The sequence below is a fragment of the Streptomyces sp. NRRL F-5755 genome, from assembly GCF_001279365.1.
Classification (GTDB): Bacteria; Actinomycetota; Actinomycetes; order Streptomycetales; family Streptomycetaceae; genus Streptomyces; species Streptomyces rimosus.
Window position 1 is genome coordinate 1 of the sequence record NZ_LGCW01000054.1, and the last position, 17,142, is coordinate 17,142.

Annotated in this window: 17 protein-coding genes; 12 read left to right on the forward strand and 5 right to left on the reverse strand. The window is 74.3% G+C overall.

The features are described 5' to 3' along the window. On the reverse strand, positions 1–708 hold a 708-nt coding region (locus ADK86_RS08540; RefSeq protein WP_053696056.1), incomplete at its 3' end, for a CBS domain-containing protein. Positions 709–948: 240 nt separating this feature from the next. Between ADK86_RS08540 and ADK86_RS08545 the strand changes: the two genes are divergently transcribed. Together ADK86_RS08545 and ADK86_RS08550 are read left to right on the forward strand one after the other, a co-directional pair. Then, positions 949–1,554 (forward strand): hypothetical protein, encoded by a 606-nt coding sequence (locus ADK86_RS08545; RefSeq protein ID WP_234345773.1) that lies wholly within the window; start codon positions 949–951, stop codon positions 1,552–1,554. A 212-nt stretch (positions 1,555–1,766) separates the two neighbouring features. After that, positions 1,767–4,214, forward strand: coding sequence for a right-handed parallel beta-helix repeat-containing protein (locus ADK86_RS08550; protein ID WP_053696057.1), 2,448 nt, complete (start codon positions 1,767–1,769; stop codon positions 4,212–4,214). A 7-nt stretch (positions 4,215–4,221) separates the two neighbouring features. On the opposite strand, the gene ADK86_RS08555 is transcribed toward ADK86_RS08550, so the two are convergent. Further along, positions 4,222–6,603 carry a hypothetical protein gene (locus tag ADK86_RS08555; protein WP_199834373.1) on the reverse strand — a complete coding sequence of 794 codons (2,382 nt, stop codon included), beginning with the start codon at positions 6,601–6,603 and terminating at the stop codon, positions 4,222–4,224. Between the two features lie 241 nt (positions 6,604–6,844). On the opposite strand from ADK86_RS08555, the gene ADK86_RS08560 reads away from it, so the two are divergent. After that, complete coding sequence (locus ADK86_RS08560) at positions 6,845–7,687, forward strand: DeoR/GlpR family DNA-binding transcription regulator (RefSeq protein ID WP_030598519.1); 843 nt, start codon at positions 6,845–6,847, stop codon at positions 7,685–7,687. A 36-nt stretch (positions 7,688–7,723) separates the two neighbouring features. Here the strand turns inward: ADK86_RS08560 and ADK86_RS08565 are convergent, their stop codons facing one another. Next, the gene (locus ADK86_RS08565; protein ID WP_078951941.1) at positions 7,724–8,881 is read right to left on the reverse strand and encodes a PLP-dependent cysteine synthase family protein; all 1,158 of its coding nucleotides are present in this window, start codon (positions 8,879–8,881) and stop codon (positions 7,724–7,726) included. 243 nt (positions 8,882–9,124) lie between these two features. On the opposite strand from ADK86_RS08565, the gene ADK86_RS08570 reads away from it, so the two are divergent. Both ADK86_RS08570 and ADK86_RS08575 read left to right on the forward strand, forming a co-directional pair. Next, positions 9,125–9,415: a hypothetical protein gene (locus ADK86_RS08570; protein ID WP_053696059.1), complete on the forward strand. Its 291-nt coding sequence runs from the start codon at positions 9,125–9,127 to the stop codon at positions 9,413–9,415. A 171-nt stretch (positions 9,416–9,586) separates the two neighbouring features. Beyond that, positions 9,587–10,135, forward strand: a complete 549-nt coding sequence (locus ADK86_RS08575; RefSeq protein WP_078951942.1) for an ATP-binding protein — start codon at positions 9,587–9,589, stop codon at positions 10,133–10,135. A 70-nt stretch (positions 10,136–10,205) separates the two neighbouring features. On the opposite strand, the gene ADK86_RS08580 is transcribed toward ADK86_RS08575, so the two are convergent. Further along, positions 10,206–10,520: an SHOCT domain-containing protein gene (locus ADK86_RS08580; protein ID WP_053696060.1), complete on the reverse strand. Its 315-nt coding sequence runs from the start codon at positions 10,518–10,520 to the stop codon at positions 10,206–10,208. 222 nt (positions 10,521–10,742) lie between these two features. Here ADK86_RS08580 and ADK86_RS08585 point away from each other — a divergent pair, with 222 nt between their 5' ends. From ADK86_RS08585 to ADK86_RS08605, 5 genes are all read left to right on the forward strand, one after another. After that, a complete protein-coding gene (locus ADK86_RS08585) occupies positions 10,743–11,324 on the forward strand; it encodes a TetR/AcrR family transcriptional regulator (RefSeq protein WP_078951944.1) in 582 nt (193 codons plus the stop codon). 38 nt (positions 11,325–11,362) lie between these two features. Then, positions 11,363–11,755: a (R)-mandelonitrile lyase gene (locus tag ADK86_RS08590; protein ID WP_003984468.1), complete on the forward strand. Its 393-nt coding sequence runs from the start codon at positions 11,363–11,365 to the stop codon at positions 11,753–11,755. Between the two features lie 35 nt (positions 11,756–11,790). Beyond that, on the forward strand, positions 11,791–12,375 hold the full coding sequence (locus tag ADK86_RS08595) for a DUF4865 family protein (RefSeq protein WP_053696062.1): 585 nt from the start codon (positions 11,791–11,793) through the stop codon (positions 12,373–12,375). Beyond that, positions 12,369–13,397, forward strand: coding sequence for a phosphotriesterase (locus tag ADK86_RS08600; RefSeq protein ID WP_078951943.1), 1,029 nt, complete (start codon positions 12,369–12,371; stop codon positions 13,395–13,397). Before ADK86_RS08595 ends, ADK86_RS08600 begins: the two co-directional genes overlap by 7 nt. A gap of 107 nt (positions 13,398–13,504) precedes the next feature. Then, complete coding sequence (locus ADK86_RS08605) at positions 13,505–14,233, forward strand: aspartate/glutamate racemase family protein (RefSeq protein ID WP_053696063.1); 729 nt, start codon at positions 13,505–13,507, stop codon at positions 14,231–14,233. A gap of 12 nt (positions 14,234–14,245) precedes the next feature. Here ADK86_RS08605 and ADK86_RS08610 read toward each other — a convergent pair whose 3' ends face one another. Further along, a complete protein-coding gene (locus ADK86_RS08610; RefSeq protein WP_053696064.1) occupies positions 14,246–15,490 on the reverse strand; it encodes an ROK family protein in 1,245 nt (414 codons plus the stop codon). A 348-nt stretch (positions 15,491–15,838) separates the two neighbouring features. On the opposite strand from ADK86_RS08610, the gene ADK86_RS08615 reads away from it, so the two are divergent. After that, complete coding sequence (locus ADK86_RS08615) at positions 15,839–16,222, forward strand: SCO4225 family membrane protein (protein WP_030598541.1); 384 nt, start codon at positions 15,839–15,841, stop codon at positions 16,220–16,222. Further along, on the forward strand, positions 16,209–16,964 hold the full coding sequence (locus tag ADK86_RS08620; protein ID WP_053696065.1) for a maleylpyruvate isomerase family mycothiol-dependent enzyme: 756 nt from the start codon (positions 16,209–16,211) through the stop codon (positions 16,962–16,964). Before ADK86_RS08615 ends, ADK86_RS08620 begins: the two co-directional genes overlap by 14 nt. Positions 16,965–17,142: the final 178 nt, after the last annotated feature.

A 17,142-nucleotide genomic window follows, 5' to 3' on the forward strand; every position in this document is an offset into this window, starting at 1 on the left:
CTCCTGCGCCCGATCCCGCACGGTCTGCTCGCCCTGCTGCTCGGCCGTGTCGTCGTGCTCGTACTCCAGCTGGTCGATCACGGCGACCACTCCGTCGATACGGCCCGCCAGCCGTAGTGCCAGGGGCACTTCGCTGCTGCGCGTCAGCCGTCCGGACAGCGTGACCACTCCCGCCCGCACGGAGACGCCGATCGCGCCGGGCCGGAGGGCGAGGGTGCGTACGAGGACCTCGGTGACCAGTTCCTCGCGGATCTCCTCGTCCGGGCGCAGGAAGACCTTCAGCAGGTCGGTGCGGGTCACCAGTCCGCACAGCCGGCCCTCCGCGTCGACGACGGGCAGCCGGTCCAGCTTTCCGGTCACCATCAGCCGGGCCGCCTCGGTGACGCTCTGGTGGGGCCCGATGGTCACCGGTGGCGAGGTCATCAGCTCGCCCGCGCGCAGGCCGCGCTTCCTCGCGCGGGCCGCGCGGGCGCTGCCGGTCAGCCGGCGGCGGTTGTACCAGCGGTTCTGCAGGATGTCCTGGGCGGCCTGGCGGAACATCAGGTCCGTCTCGGAGATCACGCCCAGCACCTTGCCGTCCGCGTCGACGACCGGCAGCCCCGTCTTGCGGTGCCTGCCGAGCAGGTTGACGACTTCCCGGAACGAGGTGCCGGACCGGGCCTTGACGACCTCGGTGTTCATCAGCCGGCCGACCTGTCGGTGATCCATCGCGGGGCCTCCCTCAGGCAGGGATACAGTGTCGGCCGCCGCCCGGGGTCCCTGAAGGTCGCGCACACGGCGATACGGCGCACGCCCGGCAGGTGACGGAGTGCCGTACGGGCCGGTGACCGTACGCGGCCCGCCCCTCCCCACGGCGGCCCGGTGCGTGCCGCGCCGGTGATCTGCCGCCCGTTCCGTGCATGACGTGGGCCTGACGAGGTACCTGCGGACAGGGAGAGGGGGTACGAAGTGGTACGTGTCATCGCCGGGCTGTGGCGCTGGCGGCGCAATCCGCTGCGCCGGACGACGGATCTGCTGGAGGCGTGGGTGGCGCTGGCCGCCGTCGCGCTGATGGTGCCGGGCGGCGTCCTCGCCGGCCTGGCCGTGGGCGGCGTCGCGAAGGACGCGCTGCTCAGGTCCGTACGGACGCAGGCGCAGGAGCGGCACCGGGTCTGGGCGGCGGCGGACCGGGCCCTCCCCCACGCCTCCCTCGACCCGGACTCCGAGACGTCCTCCGGCCGCAACGCGCACCGCAGGGTGGAGGCCCACTGGACCGGGCGGGACGGCAACGGGCACAGCGGCCAGGTCGCCGCGCCGCACGCCGTGCGCACCGGCGAGCGGTTCCGTATCTGGACCGACGACCGGGGCCGGGTCGTGCCGCGGCCGATGGACGCCGGGACGGCCGGGGCGCACGCGGTGCTCGCCGGGCTCGCCGCCGCGGGCGTCGCGGCGGGCGCGGTCGAGGGCGGCCGGCGGCTGGCCGTACGACGGCTGCTGACCTGCCGCTACCGGCGCTGGGAGCGGGAGTGGGAGCGCGCGGACCAGGACTGGGGACGGGCCGGAGCGGGCAGCTGAACGGCCGCGGCGGGCACCGGAACGGGCCGCCGGACACCCGTCCGGGGGCTGCCGGACATACAGGCTGACCATGTCATCCGGCGCCCGCCGGGCGCGCTACGGTGGAGCGTCCAGCCTCCCGGCTGGGGTCCCGGGCATACGAACGCGGACATACGCGGACGTACAACTGCCGGGCCGGTAACAGCCGCACGAGGTGGGGGCACGACAGCGCCATGGCACAGGGCTCGGTCCAGGTGACGCACACGGGCACATCGCGGTGGCGGCGCCGCACGGGCGAGTACAGCTCGCTGGCCGCGGCCCTGGACGCCGCCGGGGACGGTGACGTGCTGACCGTGGGCGCCGGCACGTACCGCGAGAACCTGGTGCTGGCGCGCGCGGTGACGCTGCGGGGACCGGACGGCGCGCGCGGCTCGGTGCGGATCGCGCCCGCCGACGGCGTCGCGCTGACCGTACGGGCCTCCGCGACGGTCCAGGACATCCAGGTGGAGGGGCAGGACTCCACGGTGCCCGCGGTGCTGGTGGAGGACGGGGCGCCGGAGCTGGACGGGCTGCGGGTGGTGACGCGCTCGGCCTCCGGCATCGAGGTGCGCGGGGGCGCGCGCCCGACCGTGCGCCGCTGTTCGGTGGACAACCCGGGCGGCGTGGGCATCAGCGTGCTGGACGGCGCGGGCGGCATCTTCGAGGAATGCGAGGTGGTGGCCGCCGGCCAGTCCGGCATCGCGGTGCGCGGCGGCGCCCACCCACGGCTGGAGAACTGCCGGGTGCGGCACGCCTCGGGCGCGGGCCTGTCGGTCAACGACGAAGGCAGCGGCGTCGAGGCGGTCGGCTGCGAGCTGTACGAGATCAAGGGCGCGGGCGTGCAGGTGGCCGCGCGGGCGAGCGGCCAGCTCACCGACTGCACGGTGCACCGGACCTCGGCCGACGGGATCACCCTGGACACCGACGCGGTGCTCACGCTCGCCGACTGCGACATCCACGACATCCCGGAGAACGCCGTGGACCTGCGGTCCCGTTCGGTGCTCACGCTGACCCGCAGCACGGTGCGCCGCTTCGGCCGCAACGGGCTGTCGGTGTGGGACCCGGGCACCCGGGTGGACGCCAACCAGTGCGAGATCCACGACAGTACGGGCGACTACCCGGCGGTGTGGGTCAGTGACGGCGCGACCGCCGTGCTGGACGCGACGCGGGTGCACGACGTGCCGGACGCGCTGTTCGTGCTGGACCGGGGCTCGCGCGCGGACGTGGTGGACTCCGACCTGTCGCAGGTGCGCAACACGGCGGTGTCGGTGAGCGACGGGGCGACCGTGCAGCTCGACGACTGCCGCATCCGGGAGGCGGCGACCGGCGCCTGGTTCCGCGACCACGGCAGCGGCGGCACGCTCGCCAACTGCACCATCGACGCGGCGCAGACCGGCGTGATCGTGACCAAGGGCGCCGATCCCACCGTCGAGCGCTGCACGGTCGCCTCGCCGGTCGAGGCGGGCTTCTACGTCTCCGCCGAGGGCCGCGGCACGTTCGACTCCTGCCGGGTGACGGGCAGTTCCGGGTACGGGTTCCACATCATCGACGGGTGCCGTGCGACGCTGACGCGCTGCCGTACGGAGCGGTGCGCGCGCGGCGGGTACGAGTTCGCGGACGGCGGCGCGGGGCACGCGGGCGGGCCCACCGTGCGGGACTGCACCAGCGACGAGAGCCGCGCGGTGGGCGAGCCGCTGGTCCCGGCCCCTGCGGTGCGGGCGCCGGCGGCCGTGCCGGAGACGCGGACGGCGGGGCTGCTGGGGGACGTACCGGCGCGGAGCGCGCAGGCCGCGCCGCCCGCCGCCGAGCCCGCGGCGCCCGACGCCGGGCACCGGCCCTCCGACGAGGTGCTCGGCGAACTGGACCGGCTGGTCGGCCTGGAGAGCGTCAAGCGCGAGGTGCGCAGCCTGATCAACATGATCGAGGTGGGGCGGCGGCGTCAGGAGGCCGGCCTCAAGGCCGCCTCGGTCCGCCGCCACCTGGTCTTCACCGGCTCCCCCGGCACCGGCAAGACCACGGTCGCCCGGCTCTACGGCGAGATCCTGGCCTCGCTGGACGTGCTGGAGCGCGGGCACCTGGTCGAGGTGTCCCGGGTGGACCTGGTCGGCGAGCACATCGGCTCCACGGCGATCCGTACGCAGGAGGCGTTCGACCGGGCGCGCGGCGGTGTGCTGTTCATCGACGAGGCGTACGCGCTCTCGCCGGAGGACTCCGGGCGGGACTTCGGGCGCGAGGCGATCGACACGCTGGTGAAGCTGATGGAGGACCACCGGGAGGCGGTGGTGGTGATCGTGGCCGGGTACACGGCCGAGATGGAGCGCTTCCTGGCCGTCAACCCGGGGGTGGCCTCGCGCTTCTCCCGCACCATCACCTTCGCCGACTATGTGCCGGAGGACCTGCTGCGCATCGTCGAGCAGCAGGGCGAGGAGCATGAGTACCGGCTGGCCGAGGGGGCGGGCGAGGCCCTGCTCAAGTACTTCACCGCGCTGCCCAAGGGGCCGTCGTTCGGCAACGGCCGGACCGCCCGGCAGACGTTCGAGGCGATGGTCGAGCGGCACGCGGGCCGGGTCGCCCTGCTGACCGACCCGGACACCGACGATCTGACGCTGCTGTATGCGGAGGACCTGCCCGACCTGCCGTGACGGTACGTCAGCAGAGCGCGGTGGCCCCTGGTTCGCCGCGCTGGCGCGGCAGCCCGGACCCGAGCCGGGCGATCAGTTCGGCGCGGGTCTCCTCGAACACCGGGTCGGACTGGTAGTCGCCGTGGCCCAGGATCTGGGCGGGCAGCGGATGTTGCAGGGTCCGCCCGAAGGCGAGCGGGTCGCGCATCGGGCCGAGGTCGATGGCGGGCCCGCCCTCGCAGGTGAGCCGGATGGGGCCGCCGATGGGGTCGGTCAGCCGCCACAGATTGCGCCAGTCGTCCATCTCCCGGTGCAGCCCGGTGAGCGCCTCGGGGCCGAAGCAGGCCGGGAACCACCGTCCGTACAGGCGCTCCAGCGGTGATCCGTAGGTGAGCAGCGCGACCCGGCTGCGGGTGACCAGGTCGAGCTGCCAGACGGCCGCCGCGGCCAGCACGCTGCCCTGGGAGTGGCCGGAGATGACCAGACGGCCGTCGTTGTTCTCGGTCCAGGTGGCCATCCGCCACGTCAGGTCGGGGACGGCGCGCTCGGCGTAGCAGGGCGGGGCGAAGGGGTGCGCGGCGCGCGGCCAGAAGGTGCCGACGTCCCACAGGATGCCGATGGTGCGGCGGGTGGAGCGGTCGCGGTAGGCGCGCCAGCCCATGATGGCGAGCAGCAGCACCCCGGCGCCCATCAGCCAGGAGCCGAGCGATTCGGCGGTCGCGGCGGCCGTGTGGACGAGCACCGGCGTGCCTTCGGTGGCCCGGCCGGGCGCGCGGTCGGTGAGCCAGGCGCCGGCCACCGCGCCGGCGCCCAGCACCAGCGTCACCACGCAGACGGCGCCGACCAGGACGGGCGCGGAGTCGGTGAGCCCGGCCCGCGCGATGGTGCCCGCGATGCGGCGCGCCCGCTGCTCGTCGGGCCGCTCCTGCTTGTCGTACAGCCCGGGGATGTCCGGCTCGACCTTGCGGCGTACGAGCAGGATCTGCACCCCGGCCAGCAGCGCGAAGGCCGCGACGACCACCAGCAGAACCGGCAGCACCGACGCCTGCCAGGACAGCAGGACGGGCGGGCCCGCGATCGGGGCGCCCGGGCGGCCGGGGGTCGAGCCGCCGTCCAGCCAGTCCGCCAGCCGCTGCGCCGCTCCCCCGGTGAGCACGCCGCCCAGCGCGCACCCCAGCAGCGCGACGGCCGCGCCGTGCAGGCCCTTCAGCGCCGCGCGGCCGTCGCCGTGTCCGTGGCGGCGGGCGGCGGCCTGGAGGAGGGCCGCGGTGCCGAGCAGGCCGAGGACCAGCAGGCCCTGGAGGACGGCGATGCCGCCGAAGGCGCCGGTGCCCGGCAGGCGGTCGCCGCTGGTCCAGCCGGGCCGCGCCCAGGCCGTGTGGACGGCGGACAGCAGGAGGGCGCCGAGCGCGGCGAACGGCAGGGCCCTGACGAGGAAGCGGTCGCGGTGTTCGTCCGGTTCGGCCTCGGAGCGGGCGGTGCGGCACACGACGCAGACGGTCACCGCGGCCAGCAGCAGCACCAGGGTGAGCAGGGCCCACCCGGCGGCGGGCAGGAAGCCGCCGGCGCCCGCCCGCCGGTCGTGGTCCACGGCTGCCGTCAGCAGGGCGGCGGCGATGGTCAGCAGTCCGGCCGCGGTGTGCGCGGCGCGCAGCCGGGCCACCACCCGGCGGCCGTACCAGAATCCGGGGCGGGTCAGCGCGGGGCGCTGGGCGGGCGGTACGTCGCGGGAGGTGCCGGGGCGGCGCGGCGGCGGCGAGGCGGATTCGTACGCGCTCCACGTACGGCGGGAGAGCCACCACAGGAAGCCGACGAGCAGCAGCGGGAAGAGGGCGGCGATCACGATGCGGCGGCCCGGTCCGCTCCAGGCGCCGCCCTGTCCGGGGCTGAGGAAGCCCATCCAGGACTTGCCCGCCGAACAGGCGGCGCTGCCCGCGCACTGCCAGGCCGTCAGGTCCAGCGCCACTTCGCAGGCGGCGGCGACGAGCAGCACGGTCAGGCTGAGGGCGAGGAGGCGTACGAGGATGTCGTACAGGCGGTGGCCCTTGTGCCGGGAGGGTGCGGCGGGGCGCATCCAGTGGGCGAGGTTGGCGACCATGAAGGGCAGCAGGACGAGCCACAGGGCGCGGGCCCCGTTGCCGGAGGTGAGGTTGCACCAGCAGTACGCCTCGCGGACCGGTTCGGCGCGGTAGTCGTCGGGGCGCTGTTCGGCGTCGGCGTCGACGGCCCGGCGGTGGACCGCGGCGGTGTCGTCGCCGGTGACCAGCACGGTGCGCGGGTCGCCGAGCATCTTCTCGGGCGTGGTGCCGCCCACGCCGTGTACGAGGAGTTCCAGGGCCGGTTGCCGCCGCGGCGGCGGCTCGTGCGGGCCCTCCCCGGTGGCCGCAGCCGTATCGCTTGCGCTGTTCACGTGGTCCTTCCCCCGATGCCGTGCGGTGCCGCCCGGCGCCTGCACGGTACCCGGCGGCGAAGCGGCTGTCATGTCAAGTTCAAGGGCGTACGCGGACCCCGCACCCGCGGCCCCGGTGTCCCTCGCGCCTGCCTCTTTCCCCCTTCCGCTGCCGCGCACCCCACCCCATCGGGGCTGATGCCCCGCAACCGCGTGCGAGGATGAGGGCGAAACGGCAGCCGGGCGGAAGGGACAGGCCGGGGTGAGCGACAACCAGAACCTCCTCGCGGAGCAGCGTCGCGCTCTGATCCTCGACGAGGTCAGACGGCGCGGGGGCGTCCGCGTGAACGAGCTGACCCGCAGGCTCAACGTCTCGGACATGACGGTCCGGCGCGACCTGGACGCGCTCGCCCGGCAGGGCATGGTCGAGAAGGTGCACGGCGGGGCGGTGCCGGTCAGCGAGCCGAGCAGCCACGAGCCGGGCTTCGAGGCCAAGTCGGGGCTGGAGCTGAGCGCCAAGGAGGACATCGCCAAGGCGGCGGCCCGGATGGCCGCGCCCGGCGGCGCCATCGCCCTGGCGGGCGGCACCACCGCGTTCGCGCTGGCCCAGCAGCTGCTGGAGGTGCCGGACCTGACGGTGGTCACCAACTCGGTACGGGTGGCCGATGTGTTCTACAACGCGCAGCGGGCGGCGGCCGGCGGCGCGGCGCCCCGGGCGGGCGCGGCGACGGTGGTGCTGACCGGCGGCGTGCGCACCCCCTCGGACACCCTGGTGGGGCCGGTCGCGGACGCCGCGATCCGCTCGCTCCACTTCGACGTGCTGTTCCTGGGCGTGCACGGCATATCCGTGGAGGCCGGGCTGTCCACGCCCAACCTCGCCGAGGCGGAGACCAACCGCCACTTCGTGCGCTCCGCCCGCCGTGTCGTGGTGGTGGCCGACCACACCAAGTGGGGCACGGTCGGGCTCAGTTCCTTCGCCTCGCTGGAGGACGTGGACGTGCTGGTGACGGACCGGGGGCTGCCGGCGCGGGCCCGCGAGGAGATCGCGGAGCTGCCGCCGGAGCTGGTGGTCGCGGGCGAGCCGGGCGACGGTACGGACCTCTGAGGCACCGCCGCCCCGGGCCCCCGCCCCGGGGCCGCCTCAGCCGGGCCAGACGCCGGTCTCCAGGAAGTGGTCGATCGTGGCCGCGTACGGCGCGATGTCCAGGCCCTGGTCGGCCAGCCAGTTGTCCGAGTAGTACTTGTCCAGGTAGCGGTCGCCGGGGTCGCAGAGCAGCGTGACGACCGAGCCGGTGCGCCCCTCGGCGACCATCTCCGCGACGATCTTCAGCGCGCTCCACAGGCCGGTGCCCGTCGAGCCGCCCGCCTTGCGCCCGATGGCCCGCTCCAGGGCCCGTACGGCCGCCACGCTCGCCGCGTCCGGGACCTTCATCATCCGGTCGATGGCGCCGGGCACGAAGCTGGGCTCCATGCGCGGGCGCCCGATGCCCTCGATGCGCGAGGCGGTGGCGCAGTCCGTCTTCGCGTCGCCGGTGCGCCAGCCGTCGAAGAAGCAGGAGTTCTCCGGGTCGGGCACGCAGATGCGGGTGTCGTACTGCATGTAGTGCACATAGCGGGCGATGGTCGCCGAGGTGCCGCCGGTGCCGGCCGTGGCGACGATCCAGGCGGGCTCCGGGTAGCGCTCCAGCCGCAGCTGCTGGTAGATCGACTCGGCGATGTTGTTGTTGCCGCGCCAGTCCGTCGCCCGTTCGGCGTAGGTGAACTGATCCATGTAGTGCCCGCCGGACTCGGCGGCGAGCTGTGCGGAGACCGCGTAGACGGTCCGGGGGTCGTCCACGAGGTGGCAGCGGCCGCCGTGGAACTCGATCAGCCGGGTCTTCTCGCGGCTGGTCGTGGCGGGCATCACCGCGATGAAGGGCACACCGATCAGGCTCGCGAAGTACGCCTCGGAGACCGCGGTGGAGCCGCTGGAGGACTCGATGACGGGCTTGCCGGGCCGGATCCAGCCGTTGCACAGGCCGTAGAGGAACAGCGAGCGGGCCAGCCGGTGCTTGAGGCTGCCGGTGGGATGGGTCGACTCGTCCTTCAGGTACAGGTCGATGCCCCACTCCTCCGGCAGCGGGAAGCGCAGCAGATGGGTGTCCGCCGTCCGGTTGGCGTCCGCCTGGACCTTGCGGACGGCTTCTTTGAGCCAGGACCGGTAGTCCGGATCACTGCGGTCGATGTCCACGGTCGGCATCGGGCAGCCGCTCCCGTGCACCCGCTCCGGGCGGTCGGCTGGTGACTGTGCGGTGGTCATCGGCGTGCTCCCGACGTCGTACGGAGCCCGCGCTGACCGCCGGGCCTGTCCCGACTATAACCACCCGCAACACGCTTCTCACCTGCATAAACAACCCTTTGGGCAGCCCCAAGCAGAGCCTGGGGAAAAGCTGGCGGCGAGCTTTGGCCAAGGGGTACTGGTGCGCAGGGCACGACGGAGGCAGACTGCGCACCGAGGGTGCGGGTGCGGACCGCACGCCGTCGTGCCAAGGAGGAGATCGCCATGGCGGAGCCCGAATTCAACGCCACCGGGGTGCGTATAGAGAGATGGCTGCTCCGGTCGCTCACCCGGGCGGGCCAGGTAGTGATCAAGGACGGCAGGCTGGCCCTGCTCACGAGTTACGGCACCGAGATAGACAGCGCGCCGGTCCAGGCCGTACAGGCACACAAACCGCTGTTCGCGGCCCGCGACCGGGCACTCGCCACGATGAACGGGCACCGTTACTCGCTGACGCTGGGCACCCCGGACCGCTTCCTGGATGCCGTACGCGCGGCGCGCTCCGCGCGCGCCTGACAGGGTCTTTCGGGGGACGGTGCGGTTGCGGGAGCGCACTGGTGGGACGACCCTGGACTCGTATCACTGAGGGTTCACCAGCGGTGACACTGTGGTGGAAGGCGGCATCGCTGGATCCGATCTTCGCCCCCGTCGTACGAGGGCGCCCGACCTCATCAGGGAGTCGCGGTCGTGATCAGGCAGCCCAGCAGACACTGCACGGTGGAGCTACAGGCCCTTCCGGCACGGATCGGCCAGGTGCGCCGCATCGTATCGGCGCAGCTCCGCTACTGGCGTCTAGACGCCTTGATAGACCCGGCCGCGCTCGGGGTGACCGAGCTGCTGGCCAATGTGCACCAGCACGCCGTGCCCAGCAAGCAGTGCACCGTCGAACTGCTCGTCCTCCTGGATCAGTTGACGGTCTCGGTACGCGATCTGGATCCGCGGCTGCCCCGGGTACGGGCGGCCGGCGCCCTCGACACCGAGGGCCGCGGGCTGTCGCTGATCGCGGCCCTCAGCGAGAGTTGGGGGGTGCGCCCCGACGGCGGCGGCAAGGTCGTGTGGTTCACGCTTCCCACGCTCACGCTCGCGCCCGAGGAAGCCGTACGCCGTGCGGCGGCGGGGCGCTCGTCGTGCGCCCGCGGCGCGCTGCCGCGCGAACCGGCACACTCCCCCGCCGAACCGCCCCTGCGCGCACCGCTGGACACCCGTACGCGGGTACGGGGCGCCGGGGTCGTTTGAAAGGGTCCGGTCACCGGCCCGGTCCGCCGCGCATCGCTGCGGTGCGCGGCTGACATCCGGGGCACCGCGCTCACATCGCGCTGCCCTTGCGTCCGGCGCCGAACCGCTCGTCCAGGACGGAGAGCCGGCGCCAGTACTCGTCCTCGTCGATCTCCCCCGTCGCGAAGCGCCGGGCGAGCAGGTCGATCGGCGACGGGTCCGCGCCGCCCGCCGGCCCCGGCGCGGCGCCCCGGGGGCCGCCGAACCGCTGCCAGGGGCCGCGCCCGCGCCACACCGTGCGCCGCAGCAGCATGATCACGCCGAACACGACGGCCGCCCAGAACAGCGGGAAGAGCAGGAACCAGGGGCCGGGGCCGCCGGTCCACGGGTGCGCCAGGTCGAACATGAGGTCAGCTCCTTCTCGGCAGATGCCGCGGGTCCGGCACCCGTCGTGTGCACGGGCCCGGCGCGGTCCGGTGTCGTCCCTGTCGAGCCTGCTCCGCCGGGGGCCGCGGGGCGTCGTACGGCCGAGGGCACCGCGCGTACCACCGGGGAAGTACGCGCGGCTCCGGCCGCCGTCCGGCCGCCGCTGTTGATCTCTGTAACTACTGGTATGTACAGTACGGCCATGACCACCTCCGAACGGCTCATCGAGAGCACCCGGGAGCTCCTGTGGGAGCGCGGTTTCACCGGCACCAGCCCGAAGGCGATCCTGCAGCGCGCGGGCGTCGGCCAGGGCAGCATGTACCACCACTTCGCGGGCAAGTCCGACCTCGCGCTCGCCGCCATCCGCCGGACCGCGGAGACCATGCGGGCCACCGCCGAGACGGCCCTGTCCGGTGAGGGCCGCGCGTACGACCGGGTGCGGGCCTACCTGCTGCGCGAGCGCGACGTGCTGCGCGGCTGCCCGGTGGGCCGGCTGACCATGGACCCCGACGTCATCGCCGACCCGGCGCTGCGGCAGCCGGTGTTCGAGACGCTGGACTGGCTGCGCGGCCGGATCGCCGGAATCCTCCGGGAGGGCCTGGAGCAGGGCGAGTTCGACGCGGAAATGGACCCGGAGGGCACGGCCGCGGCCGTGGTCGCCACCGTGCAGGGCGGCTACGTGCTGGCCCGCGCCGCGGAGTCGCCCGCCCCCTTCGACACCGCCGTACACGGCGTGCTCGCCCTCCTCGCGGCGCGCACCACCCGTACGACGCACGGCGCCTGACGGCCCGCCGGCTCACCGAGAACGGAACGACATCCCCCATGGAGATCACCCGAAGCCGCCCGGACAGCCGGCCGGGCCCGGCCGAGCACTTCACCGGCACCGTGTGGCTGGACGAGCTGGCGGCGCCGCCCGCGCCGTCCCGGCTGCGCATGTTCAGCGTCCACTTCGCGCCCGGCGCCCGTACCGCCTGGCACCGCCACCCGCACGGGCAGGTCCTGTACGTCACCGAGGGCACCGGCCTGGTGCAGCGCCGGGGCGGCCCGGTCGAGGAGATCAGGGCCGGCGACACGGTGTGGACCCCCGCGGGCACCTGGCACTGGCACGGCGCCGCGCCCGGCACGTTCATGACCCACCTCGCCGTGGTCGAGGCGGCGGCCGACGGCACCACCACCGAGTGGGGCTGCCTGGTCGACGACGCCCGCCCCGAGTGAAGCCCGCTCTTCCCTGCCCACCTTCAGGAGCTCCCGTGCACGCCTTGCAGTACGCCGTCACCCTGCCCGCCGACTATGACATGGACATCATCCGTGACCGGGTACGCACCCGTGGCCATCTCCTCGACGCCTATGACGGGCTCGGGATCAAGGCGTACGGCGTCCGCGAACGCGGGATCGACGGTTCGCCCGTCAATCAATATGCGCCGTTCTACCTCTGGGCCGACGCCCCGGCGATGCACCGCTTCCTCCTCGGTGACGGATTCCGGGGCGTGATCCGCGACTTCGGGCGCCCGGTCGTGCAGCACTGGATGGGCGTCCACCACGAACGCGGCCCGTCGGCCGGGGCGGTCCCCCGCTGCTTCGTACGTCATACGCACACGCTCGCCGAGGGTACGGATCCGGCCACCGCCGTCGAGGAAGCGGTGACCGAGCAGCGGCGGCTGGCCCGTACGGACGGCGTGCACACGACAGCGCTGGGGATCGACCCCCGGCACTGGGAACTGGTGCGCTTCACCCTGTGGGAGGACGCCGCCCCCGAGGCGGACGGGGAGCGCTACCAGGTGCTCCACCTGTCCGCGCCCGGCGCCGGCCGGCTTCCGGCGGGTACCCAGTGGTGACCGGGCTGCCGGAGAACGCCGGCGCCCGCCCGGGACCCACCGTCCGTACCGTCTCCGGCGACGTCTCCCCCGCCGGCCTCGGCATCTGCGACGCCCATGACCACCTCTTCCTGCGCAGCCCGATGCTCCCCGGCCAGGAACTCGCCGACACCGGCGCGGCGGCGGCCGAGCTGCGCGCCTTCCGGGAGGCGGGCGGCGGCACGGTGATCCAGTGGACGCCGTACGGAATGGGACGGTGCGCCGCGGAACTGCCGGGGCTGGCCGCGGAGTCGGGCGTACGGATCGTCGCCGCGACCGGGATGCACCAGGCGGTGCATTACGCGCCCGAGGTGCTGGAGCGGGTGCGGGGGACGGCGGCCGGTGCCGCTGATCCGGGCGATCTCGCCGAACTGTTCGTGACGGAGCTGACGGTGGGGATCGGCAGGTGGGGTGGGGGTCCGGGCGGCACCCGGGGTGACGGCCCGGAAACTGCCGACGGCGCTGCCGTCCGGGCCGGAATGATCAAGGTCGCCGGCGGCTTCCACGGCCTGGACGCGCACGCCCGCCACACCATGGCCGCCGCGGCCGAGGCCCACCACGCCACCGGCGCCCCCATCGGCGTCCACTTGGAGCTGGGTACCGGCGCGTTGGACGTACTCGACCTGCTGTGCGGGCAGTTGGCGGTGCCGCCGGAGCGCGTCATTCTGGGCCACCTCAACCGCTCGCCCGACCTCGTCGTCCACCGGCAGGCCGCCGCGGCCGGGGCCTACCTGGCCTTCGACGGGCCCTCGCGCGCCAACCACGCCACGGACTGGCGACTCCCGGACGCCCTGGCCTCGCTGGCGGACGCCGGGTACGGGGACCGGCTGCTGATCGGCGGCGACACGACGACCGCGGCGGCCCGCTCGGTGAACGGCGGCCCCGGTATGCCCCACCTGCTGCGCCGATTGCGTCCACGGCTCGAACTCGCCCTGGGCGAGGCACTGGTGCGGCGGATCTTCACGACGAACCCGGCCCGCGCGTTCGCGGTGGCATGGGAATGAGCGTACGGACGGGGAGTGTCCCGGCGCCGCGGACGGAGTGACAATGGCGGCGGGCACACCCACCGGCCTCGGGCCGACAGGCACCCCCACCGGCCCCTGGAGGCACCGTGCGGCACCTCGGCATCCTCGCGCACAGCACCGAAGGCGCCGCCCTGTGCTTCCGGGCGTTCTGCCAGGAGGGCTTCGCCGAACTGGGCCCGTACGAACACCCGGACGTGACGCTGGACTGCATCAGCATGGCCCGCTCCCTGCCCGCCTGGGAGGCCGGTGATCACCACGCGGTCCGCGGGATCCTCCTGGAGAGCGCGGCCCGGCTCGCCCGCGCGGGCGCCGACTTCTTCGTCTGCCCCGACAACACCGCCCATATGGCGCTCGGGCTGCCCGGCGCGGAACTCCCGCTGCCGGGCCTGCACATCGCCGAGGTGGTTGCCGAACGCGCCGCCCAAGAGGGGTACCGGCGCGTCGGCGTGCTGGGGACCGCGTACACGATGGAAGGGCCGCTCTACCGGGACGCGCTGGGCGCCCGGGGTATCACGGCCGACGTTCCGGACGAGCGGGACCGCCGCACCGTCCACGAGATCATCTTCGCCGAGCTGGTGAACGGCGTGTTCTCCGCGGCCGCGCGAGAGGAGTACGTCCGCGTCATCGAGCGGCTGGCGGCGCGCGGCTGCGACGCGGTCGCCCTCGTCTGTACGGAGATTCCGCTGCTGGTGACCCCGGAGGTGGCGCCGCTGCCGACGCTGGACTCGACGCGGCTGCTGGCGCGCGCGGCCTTCGAAACCGCCGTCGGCCGGCGGCCCGTGCCGGTGTGGCGCGGGGGGCCGTCGGGCGGCTGAGGTACCGGCCGCTCAGCCGTTCCCGGCCTCCGTTCCCTCCCCCTCCAGGACCACCAGCGGATCGTCCAGCACCGGCTGCCAGGCCAGTTCCGCCGCGCCGACCAGGCTGTTGTGGTCGAGCGAGCACGGCAGGATCGGTACGCCGCCGCTGCGCCCCCACAGGCTGCGGTCGGCGACCACGGCCCGCAGCCGCTCCGGGTCGGCCTCCAGGAGTGCGCGGTGCAGGCCGCCGAGGATGATGCGGTCCGGGTTGAGGATGTTGACGAGCCCGGCGATCCCCAGGCCCAGCCGGTCGATCAGCAGGTCGGCGGCGGCCCGTACGGACGGGTCGTGGTACTCCTCGCGCAGCAGGTCGGTGGCCTGGCGCAGCAGCGAGCCCTCGGGGCCCGGCGCGCGGCGCGCGGCGCCGAGAAAGGCGAGCGGGTCCGCCTCGACGTCCAGGCAGCCGCGGCTGCCGCAGTGGCAGGGCGCGCCCTCCGGGTTGACGGTCAGGTGGCCGACCTCCAGGGCCAGGCCCGAACTGCCGCTGTGCAGCCGCCCGTCCAGGACCAGCGCGCCGCCGACGCCCCGGTGCCCGGAGGCGACGCACAGCAGGTGGCGGGCGCCGCGGCCGGCGCCGTGCCGGTGTTCGGCCAGGGCGACGAGGTTGACATCGTTGCCCGTGAAGCCGATGCCCGCGGTGACCCCGGGGATACCGGCCTCGGCGAGCGCGCGCCGGAAGAGGCGGCGGACGGGGGCGCCCGTGGGCCAGGCCAGGTGCAGCGGATTGAGCGCCTCGCCGTCGGGTTCGGCGACGGCGGACGGGATGGCGAGCGCGGCGCCCAGGCAGCGCCGCCCGGTCCGTTCGAGCATCCCGGCCCCGGACGCCACGACTTCGGCAAGTACGTGGGCCGGGTCGGCGGGGATGGTGTCGCAGCCGCTCTCGGTGGCCACGATCCGCCCGCCGAGGCCGACCAGCGCGGTGCGGTAGCCGTCGGCGTGGATCTGCGCGGCGAAGACGACGGGGCCGTTCTCGTCGAGGAACAGCCGGTGCGAGGGGCGGCCCTGGGACCCCGCCGAGGCGGTCGGGCGGGAGTCGACGGTGATCAGACCGAGCGCTTCCAGCTCCGCCGCCACCGCGCCCGCGGTCGCCCGGGTCACGCCGAGTTCCGAGGTCAGTACGGCGCGGGTGGGGGCGCGCCCGGTGTGTACGAGCTCCAGCGCGGGGCCGAGCGCGCCGCGGCCCCGCTCCAGCCTGGTTGTCCGAGTGTGGGTCACGCCCCCATTCTGGCTTTGTACCGGCAGTGAACAAAACACGGGCCGCCCTTCCGCGCGCCCGGACGCGGGCGGCCGGGCCGCTCACGGCGGGCGCGGCGGACATCGCGTACGGCCGGGAGCGGGGCGGCGGGTACCGCCGGGGGCCGGGTACGGCTACCGCACGGCGCGTACCGCCCCGTACGCGGGAGTCGATACGCGGATGCCGGGTACCCGGCCTGCCGGAAGAGACCGACGGCGGACCATAATGGGCTACTTGGTCATGGATTCGGCCAGGGCATCCGGCCGGAAGGCGCCGGCGTGCGCGGCGCGCGCCACCGCCGTCCGGCCACCCCGACACCTGGGGGCGGCATGAACACCACACCCCGGCTGCGCGGCCTCGCGCGGCTGACGTTCGGCAATCCGGTTTCGCTGGTCTATCTGGCCCTGGTGGTCGCGGCGGTGCTCTTCGCCCTGGTGGACCTGGTCTTCGTCGAGCATCAGGACGCCTCCTTCGCGGGCATCTGGGCGGTGCTGCTCACCGCGCCCACGGTCTTCCCGCTGTGGTTCGCCGGGGACGCGCTGTGGAGCGCAACCGGCTCCCCGTCGTGGTACCTGGTCCTGACGCTGGTCGTCGCCGCGCTGGTCAACGCGCTGCTCCTCGGACTGGTCCACCGGGGGCTGCGCGGCCGGCCGGCGCAGCGCGGGGCCGTTGTCAGTGGCGGCTGGCACACTCAGCGGCATGGAGACCACTGACTTCATCGACACTCTGGCGCACGACGGCCAACTCCTCGCCGACGCCGCCGAGAAGGCCGGGGCGGACGCCCCGGTCCCCACCTGTCCCGAGTGGCGCGTGCGCGACCTGCTCGTCCACACGGGCCGGGTGCACCGCTGGGCCACGCATTACGTGGCGAACGCCGTCCAGGAGAGGGTGACCCCGCCCGAGGGCCCGCAGCCGCCCGACGAGGCGCTCGCCGAGTGGATGCGCGACGGCTGCCGGACGCTGGTGTCGACGCTGCGCGCCGCCCCGGCGGACCTGTCCTGCTGGACCTTCCTGCCCGCCCCGTCCCCGCTGCATTTCTGGGCGCGGCGCCAGGCCCACGAGACGGCGGTCCACCGCGCCGACGCCGAGTCCGCGCTCGGCGCGGGCATCACCCCCTCCGCGCCCGCCTTCGCCGTGGACGGCATCGACGAACTGCTGATGGGCATGGTCGCGCGCAGGCCCGAAGCGCTGCGCACGGACACGCCGCGCATGCTTCGCATACGGGCCACCGGCGAGGCCACCGGGGCCTGGACGATACGCCTGTCGGACACGCAGCCGCAGGTGGAACGCACGGCGGACGCCCAGGAGTCGACCACCGCCACACCGGACTGCGAGATCCAGGGCCCGGCCCCCGACCTGTACCTGGCCCTGTGGAACCGCCGCCCGCTGGACGACCTGACGATCACGGGCGACACCGCACTGGCCCAGCTGTGGAGGGAGCGCTTCACGATCTGACGAGTGGGGAGGGGAGCACGACCGAGTAGGGAAGTGAGCACGACCGCCAGGGAACGGGGCAGGGCTGCCCGGCTGTCGGGGTGGGCGACGACTGCCGGGGGGCACGACTGTCGGGGGCACGACTGCCCGGGGGGGCGCGGCTATCGGGATAGGCACGACTGTCGGGGTGGGTGGGGGG

Coding starts and splice junctions, on each gene's coding strand:
- ADK86_RS08565 (WP_078951941.1), bottom strand. CDS start 8,881: ATGACCACCGCACAGTCACCAGCCGACCGCCCGGAGCGGGTGCACGGG.
- ADK86_RS08585 (WP_078951944.1), top strand. CDS start 10,743: ATGACCACCTCCGAACGGCTCATCGAGAGCACCCGGGAGCTCCTGTGG.
- ADK86_RS08580 (WP_053696060.1), bottom strand. CDS start 10,520: ATGTTCGACCTGGCGCACCCGTGGACCGGCGGCCCCGGCCCCTGGTTC.
- ADK86_RS08550 (WP_053696057.1), top strand. CDS start 1,767: ATGGCACAGGGCTCGGTCCAGGTGACGCACACGGGCACATCGCGGTGG.
- ADK86_RS08590 (WP_003984468.1), top strand. CDS start 11,363: ATGGAGATCACCCGAAGCCGCCCGGACAGCCGGCCGGGCCCGGCCGAG.
- ADK86_RS08615 (WP_030598541.1), top strand. CDS start 15,839: ATGAACACCACACCCCGGCTGCGCGGCCTCGCGCGGCTGACGTTCGGC.
- ADK86_RS08620 (WP_053696065.1), top strand. CDS start 16,209: ATGGAGACCACTGACTTCATCGACACTCTGGCGCACGACGGCCAACTC.
- ADK86_RS08570 (WP_053696059.1), top strand. CDS start 9,125: ATGGCGGAGCCCGAATTCAACGCCACCGGGGTGCGTATAGAGAGATGG.